Origin of the sequence: Bacillus hominis, from assembly GCF_030348325.1 — a bacterium.
GTDB classification, from domain to species: domain Bacteria; phylum Bacillota; class Bacilli; order Bacillales; family Bacillaceae_G; genus Bacillus_A; species Bacillus_A hominis.
Map to the genome: position 1 here is coordinate 4,610,978 of NZ_JAUCFS010000005.1, position 15,939 is coordinate 4,626,916.

A 15,939-nucleotide genomic window follows, 5' to 3' on the forward strand; every position below is an offset into this window, starting at 1 on the left:
CCCTTATAAAATAACAAATTTACTACTGTTTATTATTTAGTTAGAAATTTTTTTTATGCATAGACAAAATAAAAAAGAGCGCAAACTTTTTGCACTCTTTGAACTTACCTCTATTAGAAATCAAAGTTATCCGGATCTGGACCGACGCGGTGGTTTTCATTTAAAGCATCAATCTTTTCCATATCTTCTTTTGTTAATTCGAAATCAAATATATTAGCATTCGCAACAATACGGTGTTCTTTCGTTGATTTTGGAATCGTCACAACTCCATTTTGTAGATCCCAGCGTAAAATAACTTGTGCTGTTGTTTTACCATATTTATCAGCAATTTCTTGTAATGTTTCATTATCTAATAACTGACCTTGCATAAGTGGTGACCATGCTTCCATTTGAATACCTTGCTCTTTACAGAAAGCTTGTAATTCTTTTTGTGTTAAACGAGGGTGATATTCCACTTGGTTAATCATCGGTTTAATTTCCGCATCTTTCAATACATCTTGCAGGTGATGAATTTGGAAATTACTTACGCCAATTGCACGCGCGCGCCCTTCTTTATAAAGTGTTTCTAGCGCTCTCCAAGAATCTTTATATTTCCCTTCTACAGGCCAGTGAACAAGGTATAGATCTAAATAATCTAGTTCTAATTTTTTTAAGCTCTCTTCATATGCAGCAAGTGTCGTTTCATATCCTTGATCTGCGTTCCACACTTTTGAAGTAATGAATAAATCTTCTCGAGAAATCCCTGCTTCTTTTATACCAGCGCGAATGCCTTCTCCAACTGCTTTTTCATTTCCATAAATCGCAGCCGTATCGATGCTGCGGTATCCTGCTTTAATCGCCGACTTTACAGCTTCTACAAGTTCTGGTCCATCTTCTACTTTAAATACACCTAAACCGAACCAAGGCATTTCTACACCGTTATGCAATGTTGTTGTACTTTGTAAATGTTTCATTTTATTTTCTCTCCTTTTATTTTGCTTGATCTCTTTTTTCTAATGCCGTACTCCAAGCTGTTAAAATAACAGCACCTACTACCATAATGCCGCCTACCCAAGCTGTATGAAGTAACCCTAACGAGTTCGTTACAATACCGCCTAAATAAGCACCGAGAGCAATTCCTGCGTTAAACGCTGCAATATTAATTGCCGATGCAATATCAACTGCACTCGGAACAAAGCGCTCAGCCAATATAACTACATATACTTGTAACCCTGGGACATTCATAAATGCAAATAGTCCCATAAAAATAATCGTAATCAGCCCTGCTACTTTAAATGGTGCTGTAAATGTTAGCACGAATAATACAATTGCTTGAATGAAAAACATATAAAATAATGCTCGAATTGGATTATGATTTGATAGCTTCCCGCCAATCATATTGCCAATCGCAATTGCAACCCCATACACTAACAAAATGATTGTAACGGTACTCGATTTAAATCCTGTTACTTCTTGTAATAGCGGAGATAAATACGTAAATGTTACGAATGTTCCCCCGTATCCTAATGCAGTAATGATGAAAACAAGTAATAATCGCCCATTCGTAATAAGTTTGAATTGATCACGAAATGATACTCGCGCCCCCTTTTTTAAATTAGACGGAATTAGCATACTGTTTGAGATTAAGGCAACAATTCCAATTACTACAATTACCATAAATGATGCTCTCCAGCCAAACTGTTGCCCAATAAATGTTCCAATTGGTACACCTGTAATGGTCGCAACGGTTAAACCAGTAAACATAAAAGCAATCGCGCTAGCACGTTTATTCTCTGGTACGAGTGCAGCTGCAATTGTGGATCCGATTGACATAAAAACGCCGTGTGCAAACGCAGATACAACCCTCGCGATAAGTAAAACAGTGAAACTTGTTGCCACAGCTGCAATTCCATTACCGATAATGAAAATAATCATAATCCACATTAATAACGTCTTTCGCGACATACTAGCTGTTAACGACGTTAACACTGGGGCACCAAACGCTACCCCTAACGCATATAAAGAAACGGTTAAACCCGCTGTTGTAACAGAAACATGTAAATCTTCCGAAATAGATGGTAATAAACCGACACTAATAAATTCGGTCGTTCCTATTCCGAATGCACTAATCGCTAGTGCTAATAAAGCAAACATACTTCTTCGATTCGTTTGAACAGCCGAAGAAGATACTGTATATGAATTCAATTGAATTCCTCCTTATTACAAGAAATCCAATCATAATAGTATGATAAAAAGGCCTTTTTATCTTCTAAAAAATATATTTAATCTCTACAAATGCTATTATGAATGGTTTCATTCCTTTTTGAAAGAACGCACTTTCAAGTACGATAGGCACTAAAAAGTAACATAGGTACTTTTTAGTGCCGTACTACTCATTTGCCTCTTACGTATGCTATTATGAAACATATTCAACACGATAAAAAGTACGTACTTTAAAGTGCTATAGGTACTAAAAAGTAACATTTACATCATTTAGCTTCTTTCGTTGAAAAATTGAAAGCCATATTCATCAGAGGAGATTTTTATATGAAGAAATACAACATTCCTGTAGAGGCAACTTTAGAGGTCATCGGCGGAAAATGGAAAGTCGTCATTCTTTGCCATTTACAAAAAGGCACAAAAAGAACGAGTGAACTAAAACGTTTAATGCCTGGTATTACACAAAAGATGTTAACACAGCAATTACGTGAATTAGAAGAGGATGGGGTTATTCAAAGAAAGGTATACAATCAAGTACCACCAAAAGTAGAATATTCCCTTACTGACTACGGATGGTCTTTAGAGTCCATTCTCGATTCTCTTTGTACTTGGGGCGAATGCCATCTTGAAAAAGGCGGTAACACATCGATGCTAATTACAGAGGACGAACAATAAAAAAAGGAAAAAATGAACATAAATTTGTCCATTTTTTCCTTTTTTTATTTATATATATGTACATTTTTAAGATAGCTAAAATATTTTATGCGCTTTCACGCCTTGTCAGTACTAGGTTACAGACTCAATATCAAATAATTAGGAATCATTTTTATGTTAACATACGTGTATATAGTATATAATAAAGGATATATATTATATACACTTTCCGATAAGGGAACTTTCCATTATGCGGACAAGCCATGTATCGGACAGTTCATAAATAATAGGTAAGACGTTATGGTTTTAGATTTATGATTTCAGCTTACTTGCTGTCATAAATTTAAAGGCATTTTATTGTGTTTTGTGAAACTTTGTATAAACTTTCGTAAAACACGGTTACTATCTTACTTATCAAAAATAAGAGTATTGCTATCGTAAAGGAGAATTGGAGATGCCAGAAACTATGACTCAAACAAAGCCAGAACAAGAAACTGTACAAATTTCTGCTAGCCAAGGACAACTTGATGTACTTGATCAGTTGTTAAAACCTGAGGTACAAGAATCATTAACTACACTAGTGGAACAGCTTCCAAAATTAACTGAGCTTGTTAACATTTTAACTAAGTCTTATGACTTCGCTCAAACTGTTGCTACTGATGAAGTATTAAAAAACGACACTGTTAGCGCAATTACAGAGCTTGTAGAACCTGTAAAAGATACAGTGAAAAGCATGGCTGCAACTGCTATCGAAGCGAAAGATCGTGCTGATGAAAGCAACGAAGTTATCGGCCTATTTGGTCTATTAAAATTATTAAAAGACCCACAAGCACAAAAAATGTTCCGCTTTGTAAATGCTTATCTTCAAATTAGTGCAGAACGTAATAATAAATAATTTAATTTATAACAACAATTAGTAAAGACGGGGGATATCATACTATGTCAAAACAAATTGTCATCTTAGGCGCTGGTTATGGCGGTCTTCTTGCCGCTTTAAACGTACGTAAATACTACAGCAAATCAGAAGCACAAGTTACAGTGATCAACCAATACCCAACACACCAAATCATCACTGAACTACACCGCCTTGCAGCTGGTAATGTTGCTGAGCAAGCAGTTGCAATGCCACTTACAAAGCTTTTCAAAGGCAAAGACATCGATCTTAAAATTGCAACAGTTGAGTCATTCTCAGTTGATAGCAAAGAAATCAAACTAGCTGGTGGCACTACGCTATCTTACGATGCACTTGTAGTTGCTTTAGGAAGTAAAACTGCTTACTTCGGTATTCCAGGACTAGAAGAAAACAGCATGGTATTAAAATCTGCTGCTGATGCAAACAAAATCTACAAACACGTTGAAGACCGTATTCGTGAATACGCTAAAACGAAAAATGAAGCTGATGCTACAATCGTAATCGGTGGTGGCGGATTAACTGGCGTTGAGCTAGTTGGTGAGCTTGCTGACATTATGCCTAAACTTGCAAAAAGCCACGGCGTAAATCCAAAAGAAGTTAAACTTCTTCTTGTTGAAGCAGGTCCAAAAATCCTTCCAGTATTACCAGACCACTTAATCGAACGTGCAACTGCTAGCTTAGAAGCACGCGGTGTTACATTCTTAACAGGTCTTCCTGTAACAAACGTTGCTGGCAATGAAATCGACTTAAAAGACGGTCAAAAAATCGTTGCTAACACATTCGTTTGGACTGGCGGCGTACAAGGTAACCCATTAATTGGTGAATCAGGTCTTGAAGTAAACCGTGGACGTGCAACTGTTGATGCACACCTACAATCTACTTCTCACAAAGACGTATTCGTTGCTGGAGACAGCGCTGTTGTCTTCGCTCCAGACGGTCGTCCATACCCACCAACTGCACAAATCGCTTGGCAAATGGGTGAGTTAATTGGATACAACTTATACGCAGCACTAGAAGGCAAAGCATTCGAAGAGTTCGCACCTATCAACTCTGGAACACTTGCTAGTCTAGGACGTAAAGATGCTGTTGCTACAATCGGAGCAAGCAATACTCCACTTAAAGGTTTACCAGCATCATTAATGAAAGAAGCAAGTAACGTTCGTTACTTATCACACATTAAAGGTCTATTCAGCTTAGCTTACTAATCTGAATATAAGCCCGAATCATGCCCTGCATGGTTCGGGCTATTTTTATCCCGCTATTTGCGGGCAGTAAAACTCCCACCTCACAATTTCGGCTGGAGCAAAGAAGTTAGATGGGAGGCGGGCTGCCCGTGAACGCCCGATTGGTGTGGGCTAATAATCAGTGGGGATAAACAACCCCCCCACTGATTAAAGTTTCACTTTATCCGTAATTTTCTCTAATTTATTTATTCGGCAGAAGAATAATATAATCCTCTTTAATTATCAAAATATACTGACTTTTTATGTCAGAATTGTGTATATGAAAAGAGCGGAAGTAGCTATCTTCCCTACCTCCACTCTTTCACAAGAACTATTCGCCCAATTCCACTAAGCTGTAGTTCTTCTTCCCTTTACGAATAATAATAAACCTTCCATCAAATGAATTTTCTACAGTAACATCAGTACCTACATCCGTTACTTTTTCACCATTCATAGATATAGCCCCATTATTAATATCTTCACGCGCTTGACGTCTAGAAGGTTCAATTCCTAAATCAACTAACCACTCTACAATGTTTTTCGTCTCTTTTGAAGATTGGAATGTCGGCATCTCTTTAAAGCCTTGTTCAATTTCATCAGCTGTTAAAGATTTAATATCTCCGCTAAATAAAGCTGCTGTAATTTTCACAGCCTGCAAAAATGCCTCTTCTCCATGAACGAATTTCGTCATTTCTTCCGCTAATACTTTTTGCGCTTCACGTTTATGAGGCTCTGTTTCTACCTTCGCTGCCACTTCATCAATTCGCTCTTTCGTTAAGAACGTAAAGTATTTCAAGTATTTAATTACATCACGGTCATCTGTATTCACCCAGAACTGGTAAAATTCAAACGGTGTTGTCTTTTCCGGATCAAGCCAAATAGCACCACCTGCTGATTTACCAAATTTCGTACCATCCGATTTTAATAATAACGGAATTGTTAGCCCGAATACTTTCGCCTCATGACCTTCTAATTTACGAATTAAATCTAAACCACTCGTAATATTTCCCCATTGATCACTACCACCGATTTGTAATTGAACATCTTCTTCTTTGTATAAATGATGGAAGTCCATTGCTTGCAAGATTTGGTACGTGAACTCTGTGAAAGAGATTCCTGTATCTAAACGACTTGCGACAATATCTTTTGCTAACATGCTATTTATGCTAAAGTTTTTTCCGTAATCACGTAAAAACTCGATAATGTTTATTTTATGTGTCCAGTCATAGTTATTTACCATCTTCACTTCGCTATTCCCGCCGAAATCAAATAGCTTTTTCATTTGCGCTGTTAACGCATCTACATTATGCTGGACTACTTCTAAAGTTTGCAATTGGCGCTCTGATTGACGACCACTTGGATCACCAATTGTTCCTGTTGCCCCGCCGATTAAAATAACAGGATGATGACCAGCTAATTGGAATCTCTTCATCATCATAAAAGGAATCAAATGTCCGATATGCATACTATCACCAGTCGGATCCACTCCGCAGTATAGTGAAATCTTTTTCTCTTCTACTAGCTTACGTAAACCTTCTTCATCTGTCTGTTGATTCACAGCACCGCGCCATTCTAATTCATCAATAATATTCATCTTTTGTCATCCCCTTTATTTTTTAAAAACAAAAAAGTCCCTATGTCTATGACATAGGGACGATTATTCACCGTGTTACCACCCAGTTTGCATAAATAGCATAGCTATTCATACCACTCTTAGCAATAATATCGTTTGCTACTCCGCTTAGCGTTACCTAAGATACTCCAGAGTGTAATTCACAGGTTTGTTTGTGCTAGGTTCCAGCAACCCCTAGCTCTCTTTGATAACAGTGACAAACTGCTACTGGGCTCTTTCAACGTATATTTTATTTGTTAAATTATTAGCCATTATATTGAATCGAAAACAAATTGTCAACAATATCCAAATATTATTCCGAAATAATTCATATTTTTATACGTTTTTATTCAAAGGTTACTGTAGATCTTCTCCAATAATCCTTACTTCTCGCTCTAATTTCACACCGAATTTTTCTTCAACAGTTTTTTGTACGAAATGAATTAAATCAATATAATCTTGTGCAGTTCCGTTATCAACATTCACCATAAATCCAGCGTGTTTTAAAGAAACTTCCACTCCGCCAATTCGCTTACCTTGCAGTCCTGATTCTTGAATAAGTTTACCCGCAAAATTATTTGGTGGACGCTTAAATACACTACCACATGAAGGATACTCTAACGGTTGTTTTGATTCACGTTTAAACGTTAAATCATCCATTTTTTCCTTGATTTCTTCACGCACACCTTCTTCAAGTTCAAACTTCGCTTCAAGAATAATATAATGATTGTTCGCAAATACACTCTTACGATATCCAAATTCAAATTCATCTTTCGTTAAAGTGCATAGCTCTCCATCACCTGTCATTACAACTGCTTCAGTTAATACATAAGCTACTTCACCGCCATATGCACCAGCATTCATATATAACGCTCCACCAACTGAACCTGGAATACCACAAGCAAACTCAAGTCCTGTTAAACAGTGATCCAATGCAATTCGTGACACATCAATAATTGCTGCACCACACCCCGCAACAATCGTTGTCCCTGTTACAGTAACACCTGTAATATGAATTAAACTTACTGTAATCCCGCGAAGGCCACCGTCTTTAATAATAACATTAGATCCGTTTCCTAAAAACGTAACTGGAATATTGTATTGATTCGCATACTTTATAACTTCTTGAATTTCATCATAATTCGTAGGAGCAACGAACACATCCGCTTTCCCGCCCACTTTAATATGCGTATGATTCTTTAACATTTCATCTTGCTTCACATGACCTTCAGGCAATACTGTACTTAAATATTTATAAACCTCTTGCATATTCATTTTACGATTCCTCTATTTCTATAATCTTTTTATCCCGCTATCCACAGGCCCATAATATCCCCACATAACAATGCGCTACAAATAAAAAGCACAAGTGGTAGATAAAGTGTACATAAAACACACCTATAAACCTCTTAAATTATAAGAGGTTCCACTCATATTAAAATATATATCGCATAATAAAGCAACCCAAATGGGCTACTAAACTTGACATGTAACCATATAGACAACAATTTGTAAAATATATAGGTTTTTCAAAGCAATACCCTTCAATATCTTACTATACCATACGAAAGAAAAGTGGTATTTTTTGTATTTTTTTATTTTCATCAATAAAAAAGAGCACATCCCACAGAATGTGCCCTTTCTATACTCTTTAAATTATTTTTCGTTCTCTTCTTTTTCCTTATCAAACCATAATAGCTCATCGTCATCAACTTCACCATTATAATTGATTAGAATCTCTTCGCCCGCTTTTATATCTTTGTAAGCAAAGAAGTTAAACATATGATTCTCAAAGACAATATCATACGTTGCATTCGGCTTATATGAATGATTAAATAACATGCCGTATCCTAAAAGGAATGCCGTATGATTTACCCCATACTCAAATGCGTAGTCAGCAAGTAACGTTTTCTCAATGTGTTCATGCTGTTCATTCGGATAAGAGATAACTGGTGCTGAGTGTATCAACTCACCCTTTTCAATATCACGAGTTGCAAATACACCTCTATTAAATTCTCCATCACTAAGTTCAGAAGTCTTAACTTCAATCATATTCGTCACCTATATATTTCTTTCTTCGAAGTATTTTTCTCCTTAAGCTTGGCAGAAAACGCGGAGAAAAGCAATTAAATTCCTACCAAGTATAAAAAGAGCACATTATTTGCACTCTTTTTAGGTAATATTCTATGAAGCCCCGCGTATCAATTATTTCAGTTTAAATACCGCGCTCACTGGGTTATGATCACTATTTTCAAATTTTAAATCTTTGCCTTGTACATTTACAATTTCAACATTCGGTGAAACGATAAAACCATCAATAATAGTGACGAAATTTTCACCTTCCACGTATTTCTTCACATCATCCCTTACCGTCATAATAGAAGAATCTACAGCCCATTGAAATCCTCCGTCCGCAAAGTCCGTTGGTAACTCTACTAGCCATTCAGGACGCTCTTTTACAAACTTAGGATCGCTTAATTGGACATTAGAAAGTAACTGGTTCCAATCTCCACCTAATATTACGTAATCACCATTTTGATAACACTTGTTCATATATTCTTTTAAATATTCCGCTTGTTGCTTTCTAATTTTTCCGCCCTCATCATAAGCAGATAAATGTACGTTTACGAGCCTAACATACTTCCCATTATTAACAGGGATTTTATGTTCAACAATCGCTCGATCTAAATCGAATAAACGCTTCGGCCAAGGCTCCATTCCTGGTAGTTGGAACCTCTTCGCTGTTTGAACTGTGTATTTAGAAAATGTACTTAATCCTCCCTCAGCATATCCCATCGGCTTTGTGACTGGGACAGGAACCCACTTAGTATCGTAGTTCTTCCCAAATGACGAAGCATACTCAGGTAATCCTTTTTTCAAAAACTCATGTTCATTTACATCAAATGAGCGTTTGGATTTTATATCAACTTCTTGCAATAACGCAAAATCGCTATTCTCATTTTGTAAAAATGAAAGCATATTTTTCAAATTCATCTCAGTTTGCTCCTTGCTACTCGAACCAGATCCTTTTCCACCGTCCATAAAGAAGTCTTGGTCCTTATCTAATCCAGCGTATCCAATATTAAATGTTGTAACTTTAAATTCATTTCCTGGCTGCAGTACACGCTCTTTATTATTTTCAACCTTTACGTCTAAAACATTCGCTGGCTGTTCTTTTGTAAGTGTCATATACGCTAAAAAGCCACCTAGAATACAGGCCACTATTAAAATAAATATTAATACTATTTTTAAAAATTTCTTCAAAACACATGACTCCTTTTTCTACAAAGTAATATTTTTCTGTATTTTCAGTTAAATCAATATACATTAAAGACACAAGAAATATTTTACCACAAGGGAAACTATATATCATTATATTTAGTTAACAAATAATTTCCATATCTCTCACAGCAATTATCTTGAAATTCAATCATAACATTTAATAAGGTAAGCTTGTGAAGAAATTACAGTACATATCAGAGAAATTACAGATTCAAAGAATATACAGATCCTCCTTTCAACACTTCTCATTAACATATTTATTGGCAATCCAAAATAATATTTAGTACACTATAAATAGAACTTATAGGCGATGGAGTTCGCCATAACTGCTATTTAGCTAATGACTCCTACCAGTATGACTACTGGTAGGAGTCTATTTTTTTTGAGTAAACTATTAGAGAGGTGAAGAAATTGAAATATATTATTGTTGGCATAGCCGGTATATTAGGAGCTCTTTCCCGTTATTATTTAGGTTTTACTATCGATACGCTTTGGCATCATTCATTACCATTCGCTACATTAACGATTAACTTAATTGGTTGTTTCTTACTTGCTTTGCTAACCACCTATATCGCTCGGTTAAACATTTTATCCTCCGAAGTTATTACAGGAATTGGAACCGGGTTTATCGGTTCATTTACGACATTTTCAACATTCAGCGTAGAAACTATACAGTTAATCAATCATTCACATTTTGGTATCGCATTTTTATATGTATTATGCAGCATGCTAGGTGGTCTAATTATGTCTGGCCTCGGCTATAAACTCGGCGACCTTTCACTACAAAAGCACCTTGAGGAAGGTGAAATATCATGATTAATGCTTTATTAGTAGCAGTCGGTGGATTCTTCGGTGCCATTACACGATTTGCGATTAGTAATTGGTTTAAAGAAAGAAACAAAACTTCATTTCCCATTGCTACATTTCTCATTAATATAACGGGAGCATTTTTACTCGGATATATAATCGGCAAAGGGATAACTACAAGTTGGCAATTATTATTAGGCACAGGATTTATGGGCGCCTTCACTACATTTTCAACGTTTAAATTAGAATCCATTCAGCTTTTCAACCGTAAGAACTATCGCGTACTACTTCTATATTTAAGTGCTACTTATATAATCGGTATCACATTCGCATTCCTTGGGATGAAGTTAGGTGGAATATAAAAAAAGCGACTCTTTTACCGGTCGCTTTTTTTCATAAAAAGTATGTCACGCCATATGGAATTGAAAATAAACCAGCTGGATACACATCATAATGTATACTTTGCACAGGAAGCTGCGAATACGACATATACTGGCTCTGCATCATTTGCTCTACTTGTGCTTGTTGTTGCATTTGAATGGCCTGATGCACTGCCTGAATTGTCATCTGTGCCCCAGCCAATGTAATAGCTGGCCCTACTTGTCTTCCAGTGTAAAAATAATGGTTCATCATTATTCAGCTCACTTTTTATTTTTCTTCCATATTGTATGTTTCTATTTCATAGTACGTGTTTTACCACGCTTTCTTTTTTCGAAGCATCGAGAAAATAGCCACGAATAAAATCGCAATAATTCCAGTAAAAACAAATAAATAAGCTAATGGAATTAAGAAAAATGGTTCCACTAAAGTTCCATCCATCTTCACTTCCGAACCAATTATATTAAACATTATTATACATAACACTCCTAAAAATATCGGACTAGCCGCTAATACATATTTATTTTTCATAATATATTCTCCTTCAATTTCATAATTAATTGATTTGTATTCCTTTTCACTATTCTTACTACCATTATAATAAATTCAATAATATTATAAGTCAACAACTATTTATCGTTTTGCAATAAATATTTACTATTTATCATAATAAAAAAAGCTATAGACAAATCATTGTCTATAGCCTCTTCACTCAATTATTTCGATCCAAAATACGCTTTTTGGAACATACACATTCTTATCGCATTATGGTAGTTACCATCAACGAAAAATTCATCTTGCAGCTCACCTTCAACTACAAACCCAACCTTTTTATAAACATGTACAGCCTTTTCATTCTCTTTATCAACAACTAAATAGAGTTTATGCATATTTAGCACAGAAAAAGCGTAACCCATCGCCAAACGCGTTGCTTCCGCTGCGTATCCATAACCTTGATACTTCGGGTCAATGATAATTTGGAATTCTGTTCTACGGTGAATATAATCGATTTCTACTAATTCGACCAATCCAACCATCTCATTATCTTTTTCAACGATAAATCGGCGTTCACTTTGATCATGTATATGTTTATCATATAAATCCTGCAGTTCTACAAATGCCTCATACGGCTCTTCAAACCAATAAGACATAATATGTGCGTTATTATTAAGTTCGTGTACAAACTTTAAATCTTCCCGTTCTAAAGGACGTAATTTCAATTCCTGATTCATTCCTATAACCTCCAAATAAAAGAAACCTCTTCACTTAATTTCTCAATTTTTTTCGATTTCAAACGCCCTATTTACATTGTAAACTTTCAAGTAACTTGAAGGTCAAGACATAAAAAGTAGCACAAACAAAAGTCCGCACTACTACTCTTTTCTCAAATCTCTCATATTTGATATGTATAAAGCAATGACTAAAACAAGAATGGACCCTGCATATAATAACGTCTCCATTGGTTCCTCATGAGATACAATAATCAATCGAATTAAAGCCGTAATTCCAATATAAATAAAATAACGCAATGGGAAATGATAGTTCGATTTAAAATACTTAATAATTAATGCGATAAACTCGAAGTATAAGAAATAGACGATGATACTTTCAACTAATTTATAAGATGTATACTTCTTCGCCGAAAATATGTATTGAATAAACGTGATTGTCTCATTAATTAAAAAGATAGATAAAACAATGGATAATATAATTAGAGCTATATTTAATATCCACTGCAAAACGCTAGCTATATAATGATCGATATTAAATTTCACTTCCACACTCCCCTTCATGTAAATACTTATTTATTATAGCAAAATTATAATTGGAGCGGAGTTAGATTAAATATGATCGACCTCTTTCACTACCACTTCACCATTAGGATATCTTTGCTTAATATAGTCGTTTCCCCAATCGCAAAGTACTTTTGAAACTTCTTTTAATGATTGTCCCTGTTCCGTAAGGGAATACTCAACTTTCGATGGCACTTGATTGTATACTTTTCTAGATACAAGCCCATCCTTTTCAAGCTCTTTCAATTGTTCAGTAAGCATTTTTTGTGTAATACCCGTTACCGATTTTTTTAACTCACCTGTTCTTGTCGGTCCGCTTGTTAAATGATATAAACTAATTAGAAGATAGAATGGACAAACTCAAGTAAGTATAAGTTTGCCCATTTTGTTTGTTATTTACCTAGAGACACCACGCTAACCACATATGAATGTGAAAACTATTTAAAAATTTTTATCCTAATCGGTCTCTTTTTTTACTTTTTGTTACAAATCCAATAATAAGAAATGCAACAATAGATACTAAATAACGCAACCATACAAGTTCCAATTGCGGAATTGCACAATGTTTTTCATATTTATAATACAGCAGGGATATTTATTATTTTTAATATTAGAGATAAATCATGTATTACAACCCATCTAACTGAAAATCTGATTTCATCTCATTCCAAAAATCAACAAGTAAACTAGGCCTTGAATTGTTAGGTAAATCTAATATGTATTTTATTTTCTTACTATTTTTTTCGCCTAGATATACTAATTTCACCGATGTATTAAGTGTAACTCCCCAGCTTTCTCTCATTTTCATTGTTACAATACCTTTATGATTTTGTAAGCTCTCCCATGAAACTATTGTTTTCTTTGTACTCTCATTAAACATTCCATTCGTCTTGTTAGCACCTTTTAAAGGTGCCAATATATGCAAATCTGTAAAAATTGTTTGTTCCGTTTGCGTGTTATTTGTTGCCTCAATATCAAAAACATAATGAATTTCTTTATTTCCGTTATCATCAATTACTCGTTGCTTCTTGAAAGAATTAATACTAACTTTAAATATATCTGTATCAAATGACTTACCTAGATTAATATTCTCTGATTTCACAATATAAGATTTATTAAAATTATTTACTACCTGATATCTCCAATATGCTCCTAATATAAAAAGTGTACCAATAATCACAAAAACATATCGCTTTTTATTCATATCTTTCTCCCTCTACATCTCTGAAGATAGTGATACTTTACCATTTTCAACTAGGAATATTTTGTCCGCAATTAAATTTAACGTTTCACTATCATGACTCGCAACTAATATAGTTGTACCTTTAGACTTTAAACCTAATAAGATTTTAGTTATATCCTTAATTCCATCTTCATCTAAAGCGTTTGTCGGTTCATCTAAAATTAATAACTTAGGGTTTTCCATAATTGCTTGCGCTATACCCAATCTTTGTTTCATCCCAAGTGAATATTTTTTCACTTTCCTTTTATCTTCTGGATTTAATCCTACGAGCTCCATTGTTTCACTAATTGTTTTATCCGTTATTTTATTTTGAATAGAAGCTAATATTTTTAAGTTTTTAAACCCTGTATAGTCTGGAATGAACCCTGGATATTCAATAATAATGCCTGTATTTTCAGGAAACGGATGATCAATACCAATCATTTTTCTATCGATTAATATTTCACCACTATCTATTTTCATCAATCCTAGTAAAGCTCTAAAAAACATTGTTTTACCAGAACCATTTCTCCCTTTAAAACCATAAATCTTTCCTTGTTCTAATTCTAAATTAACATCATTTAAAATAACATTACCTTTTAGCATTTTAGAAACACGCTTAATCTCAATGTATATCATCAGAATCATCCTTTCTATTAACAAATTCAAATGTTTTTCCTACCAAATAACAACTTATCCATAGAAAAAAAGCGCACAAAAGAAAGTGGAATATAGAATATAGAAAATGTTCACTATTAAAGTAGAATAAATTCTTGCGGATTAACATACTATCGAATGGATTACATATAACCGGTATAAATATAGTCATGGTAACAATCACAATAATCACCATATATGAAATAAGACTTTTTAATTTAGTAGATACGATTAAATAAACCCAAACTAATAAGACAGATGTTATTACTTGTAAAGTAAAGCTTTTTATAACAAAAATAATTTCTTTTACGTGATTAAAAATTTTAGGGTTAACATTTTCTGTATATATTCCCCAGTTAAATTGATACGAACAAAAAATACCACCCCAGAAGAACACTGCAATATAAAATAATACAGTTATGCAAATAGCTAATATACCTGTACTAATAAACTTGCTAAACAACACTTGATACCTAGACACTTTTCTTGCTAAAAGATACGGTGTCTGTTGTATAAAATCAGCTCTTACATAAGTACCTAATATAAAGCAATACGATAATTGTAATATAAGCCATGTTACTGGAAGCTGGAATCGCCCCATTTCAACTTCTTTAAAGGATATCCCTTTTAGTAATTCATATAAAACATCAAGAACCGTTATAGCATTTGAAGGTAGCTCTCTATACTGGGTTGATTGCTTTAATAAAAATACCTCTCCCCCCACCAATGCACTATAAACAATAAATGCTATTATCAATCTTAATTTCATAATATGAATGCTTAATATTAAATCCCTTTTTACTAATTTATAAAAAACACTATTTTTCATCGTAATTAATCACTTCCGTTATATAAGTCCATCCGATGTAAACAAATATTCAATATGGAAAATAAAATACTAATAATCCCTAACATAAAAGCTAATTTCATCAAGCTTATACTTGTTAGAAATAAATCTTTTTCTTGAAAAACCAAACCTTTCGACCAAAATAAGGAAAAATTATATTTTTTTTCTAATAACTGATCAATTGTAATAAAAAAGTAAATACTAAAAATACAAATAGCTTTATTTTTAACAAAACAAATTAGTATTTGTGCAAAAATACATATCGCTACAGTTACTAGCCATAACGATACTATAAAATATGTAATTACTAACCAACTTGAAGATGGAAGCAACCAAATTACTATTTTTTCTC

19 protein-coding genes, 1 riboswitch and 1 other annotated feature are annotated in these 15,939 nt (G+C 34.2%); of the genes, 5 read left to right on the plus strand and 14 right to left on the minus strand.

What is annotated here, in order from left to right:
- Positions 1-113 precede the first annotated feature (113 nt).
- Positions 114-953, minus strand: a complete 840-nt coding sequence (locus QUF93_RS26670; RefSeq protein WP_289360723.1) for a glyoxal/methylglyoxal reductase — start codon at positions 951-953, stop codon at positions 114-116.
- 16 nt (positions 954-969) lie between these two features.
- Positions 970-2,133 (minus strand): MFS transporter, encoded by a 1,164-nt coding sequence (locus QUF93_RS26675; protein ID WP_289361019.1) that lies wholly within the window; start codon positions 2,131-2,133, stop codon positions 970-972.
- Positions 2,134-2,526: 393 nt separating this feature from the next.
- Here QUF93_RS26675 and QUF93_RS26680 point away from each other — a divergent pair, with 393 nt between their 5' ends.
- From QUF93_RS26680 to QUF93_RS26690, 3 genes are all read left to right on the plus strand, one after another.
- Entirely contained in the window at positions 2,527-2,874 is a 348-nt protein-coding gene (locus QUF93_RS26680) for a winged helix-turn-helix transcriptional regulator (protein ID WP_002124128.1), read from the plus strand.
- A 433-nt stretch (positions 2,875-3,307) separates the two neighbouring features.
- Entirely contained in the window at positions 3,308-3,748 is a 441-nt protein-coding gene (locus tag QUF93_RS26685; RefSeq protein ID WP_002124127.1) for a DUF1641 domain-containing protein, read from the plus strand.
- A gap of 44 nt (positions 3,749-3,792) precedes the next feature.
- Positions 3,793-4,971 carry an NAD(P)/FAD-dependent oxidoreductase gene (locus tag QUF93_RS26690; RefSeq protein WP_002124125.1) on the plus strand — a complete coding sequence of 393 codons (1,179 nt, stop codon included), beginning with the start codon at positions 3,793-3,795 and terminating at the stop codon, positions 4,969-4,971.
- Positions 4,972-5,320: 349 nt separating this feature from the next.
- Here QUF93_RS26690 and tyrS read toward each other — a convergent pair whose 3' ends face one another.
- From tyrS to QUF93_RS26710, 4 genes are all read right to left on the minus strand, one after another.
- On the minus strand, positions 5,321-6,583 hold the full coding sequence (gene tyrS / locus QUF93_RS26695; RefSeq protein ID WP_289360724.1) for a tyrosine--tRNA ligase: 1,263 nt from the start codon (positions 6,581-6,583) through the stop codon (positions 5,321-5,323).
- 52 nt (positions 6,584-6,635) lie between these two features.
- Positions 6,636-6,852, minus strand: a binding site (T-box leader).
- A gap of 106 nt (positions 6,853-6,958) precedes the next feature.
- On the minus strand, positions 6,959-7,876 hold the full coding sequence (gene murB / locus QUF93_RS26700; RefSeq protein WP_002124123.1) for a UDP-N-acetylmuramate dehydrogenase: 918 nt from the start codon (positions 7,874-7,876) through the stop codon (positions 6,959-6,961).
- 381 nt (positions 7,877-8,257) lie between these two features.
- The gene (locus QUF93_RS26705) at positions 8,258-8,653 is read right to left on the minus strand and encodes an SET domain-containing protein (protein ID WP_002124122.1); all 396 of its coding nucleotides are present in this window, start codon (positions 8,651-8,653) and stop codon (positions 8,258-8,260) included.
- Positions 8,654-8,806: 153 nt separating this feature from the next.
- Positions 8,807-9,865 (minus strand): endonuclease/exonuclease/phosphatase family protein, encoded by a 1,059-nt coding sequence (locus tag QUF93_RS26710; protein ID WP_289360725.1) that lies wholly within the window; start codon positions 9,863-9,865, stop codon positions 8,807-8,809.
- Positions 9,866-10,180: 315 nt separating this feature from the next.
- Positions 10,181-10,240, plus strand: a riboswitch (Fluoride riboswitch).
- Positions 10,241-10,294: 54 nt separating this feature from the next.
- Between QUF93_RS26710 and crcB (QUF93_RS26715) the strand changes: the two genes are divergently transcribed.
- Both crcB (QUF93_RS26715) and crcB (QUF93_RS26720) read left to right on the plus strand, forming a co-directional pair.
- Positions 10,295-10,699 carry a fluoride efflux transporter CrcB gene (gene crcB, locus QUF93_RS26715; protein ID WP_002124118.1) on the plus strand — a complete coding sequence of 135 codons (405 nt, stop codon included), beginning with the start codon at positions 10,295-10,297 and terminating at the stop codon, positions 10,697-10,699.
- Complete coding sequence (gene crcB, locus QUF93_RS26720) at positions 10,696-11,052, plus strand: fluoride efflux transporter CrcB (protein ID WP_002124117.1); 357 nt, start codon at positions 10,696-10,698, stop codon at positions 11,050-11,052. The genes crcB (QUF93_RS26715) and crcB (QUF93_RS26720) overlap by 4 nt, the downstream gene beginning before the upstream one ends.
- Positions 11,053-11,083: 31 nt before the next feature.
- Here crcB (QUF93_RS26720) and QUF93_RS26725 read toward each other — a convergent pair whose 3' ends face one another.
- From QUF93_RS26725 to QUF93_RS26760, 8 genes are all read right to left on the minus strand, one after another.
- Positions 11,084-11,323, minus strand: coding sequence for a DUF3947 family protein (locus tag QUF93_RS26725; RefSeq protein ID WP_002124116.1), 240 nt, complete (start codon positions 11,321-11,323; stop codon positions 11,084-11,086).
- A gap of 60 nt (positions 11,324-11,383) precedes the next feature.
- A complete protein-coding gene (locus QUF93_RS26730) occupies positions 11,384-11,599 on the minus strand; it encodes a DUF3955 domain-containing protein (protein WP_002124114.1) in 216 nt (71 codons plus the stop codon).
- A gap of 185 nt (positions 11,600-11,784) precedes the next feature.
- Positions 11,785-12,300 (minus strand): spermidine N1-acetyltransferase, encoded by a 516-nt coding sequence (gene speG / locus QUF93_RS26735; protein ID WP_289360726.1) that lies wholly within the window; start codon positions 12,298-12,300, stop codon positions 11,785-11,787.
- Between the two features lie 141 nt (positions 12,301-12,441).
- Positions 12,442-12,861, minus strand: coding sequence for a phosphate-starvation-inducible protein PsiE (psiE, locus tag QUF93_RS26740; RefSeq protein ID WP_128281881.1), 420 nt, complete (start codon positions 12,859-12,861; stop codon positions 12,442-12,444).
- Positions 12,862-12,909: 48 nt separating this feature from the next.
- Positions 12,910-13,200 carry a winged helix-turn-helix transcriptional regulator gene (locus QUF93_RS26745; RefSeq protein ID WP_289361020.1) on the minus strand — a complete coding sequence of 97 codons (291 nt, stop codon included), beginning with the start codon at positions 13,198-13,200 and terminating at the stop codon, positions 12,910-12,912.
- 289 nt (positions 13,201-13,489) lie between these two features.
- Entirely contained in the window at positions 13,490-14,065 is a 576-nt protein-coding gene (locus tag QUF93_RS26750; protein WP_289360727.1) for a hypothetical protein, read from the minus strand.
- A 12-nt stretch (positions 14,066-14,077) separates the two neighbouring features.
- Positions 14,078-14,722 (minus strand): ATP-binding cassette domain-containing protein, encoded by a 645-nt coding sequence (locus tag QUF93_RS26755; RefSeq protein WP_128281879.1) that lies wholly within the window; start codon positions 14,720-14,722, stop codon positions 14,078-14,080.
- Positions 14,709-15,509 carry a hypothetical protein gene (locus tag QUF93_RS26760; RefSeq protein WP_289375872.1) on the minus strand — a complete coding sequence of 267 codons (801 nt, stop codon included), beginning with the start codon at positions 15,507-15,509 and terminating at the stop codon, positions 14,709-14,711. Before QUF93_RS26760 ends, QUF93_RS26755 begins: the two co-directional genes overlap by 14 nt.
- Between the last annotated feature and the right edge of the window lie 430 nt (positions 15,510-15,939).

Excerpts from the sequence above, each read along its gene's own strand:
- speG (WP_289360726.1), bottom strand. The coding sequence starts at position 12,300 with ATGAATCAGGAATTGAAATTACGTCCTTTAGAACGGGAAGATTTAAAG.
- QUF93_RS26675 (WP_289361019.1), bottom strand. The coding sequence starts at position 2,133 with ATGTTTGCTTTATTAGCACTAGCGATTAGTGCATTCGGAATAGGAACG.
- QUF93_RS26730 (WP_002124114.1), bottom strand. The coding sequence starts at position 11,599 with ATGAAAAATAAATATGTATTAGCGGCTAGTCCGATATTTTTAGGAGTG.
- crcB (WP_002124117.1), top strand. The coding sequence starts at position 10,696 with ATGATTAATGCTTTATTAGTAGCAGTCGGTGGATTCTTCGGTGCCATT.
- QUF93_RS26760 (WP_289375872.1), bottom strand. The coding sequence starts at position 15,509 with ATGAAATTAAGATTGATAATAGCATTTATTGTTTATAGTGCATTGGTG.
- QUF93_RS26705 (WP_002124122.1), bottom strand. The coding sequence starts at position 8,653 with ATGATTGAAGTTAAGACTTCTGAACTTAGTGATGGAGAATTTAATAGA.
- psiE (WP_128281881.1), bottom strand. The coding sequence starts at position 12,861 with ATGAAGGGGAGTGTGGAAGTGAAATTTAATATCGATCATTATATAGCT.
- tyrS (WP_289360724.1), bottom strand. The coding sequence starts at position 6,583 with ATGAATATTATTGATGAATTAGAATGGCGCGGTGCTGTGAATCAACAG.
- QUF93_RS26685 (WP_002124127.1), top strand. The coding sequence starts at position 3,308 with ATGCCAGAAACTATGACTCAAACAAAGCCAGAACAAGAAACTGTACAA.
- QUF93_RS26750 (WP_289360727.1), bottom strand. The coding sequence starts at position 14,065 with ATGAATAAAAAGCGATATGTTTTTGTGATTATTGGTACACTTTTTATA.
- QUF93_RS26690 (WP_002124125.1), top strand. The coding sequence starts at position 3,793 with ATGTCAAAACAAATTGTCATCTTAGGCGCTGGTTATGGCGGTCTTCTT.
- QUF93_RS26755 (WP_128281879.1), bottom strand. The coding sequence starts at position 14,722 with ATGATATACATTGAGATTAAGCGTGTTTCTAAAATGCTAAAAGGTAAT.
- murB (WP_002124123.1), bottom strand. The coding sequence starts at position 7,876 with ATGAATATGCAAGAGGTTTATAAATATTTAAGTACAGTATTGCCTGAA.
- QUF93_RS26670 (WP_289360723.1), bottom strand. The coding sequence starts at position 953 with ATGAAACATTTACAAAGTACAACAACATTGCATAACGGTGTAGAAATG.
- QUF93_RS26680 (WP_002124128.1), top strand. The coding sequence starts at position 2,527 with ATGAAGAAATACAACATTCCTGTAGAGGCAACTTTAGAGGTCATCGGC.
- QUF93_RS26725 (WP_002124116.1), bottom strand. The coding sequence starts at position 11,323 with ATGATGAACCATTATTTTTACACTGGAAGACAAGTAGGGCCAGCTATT.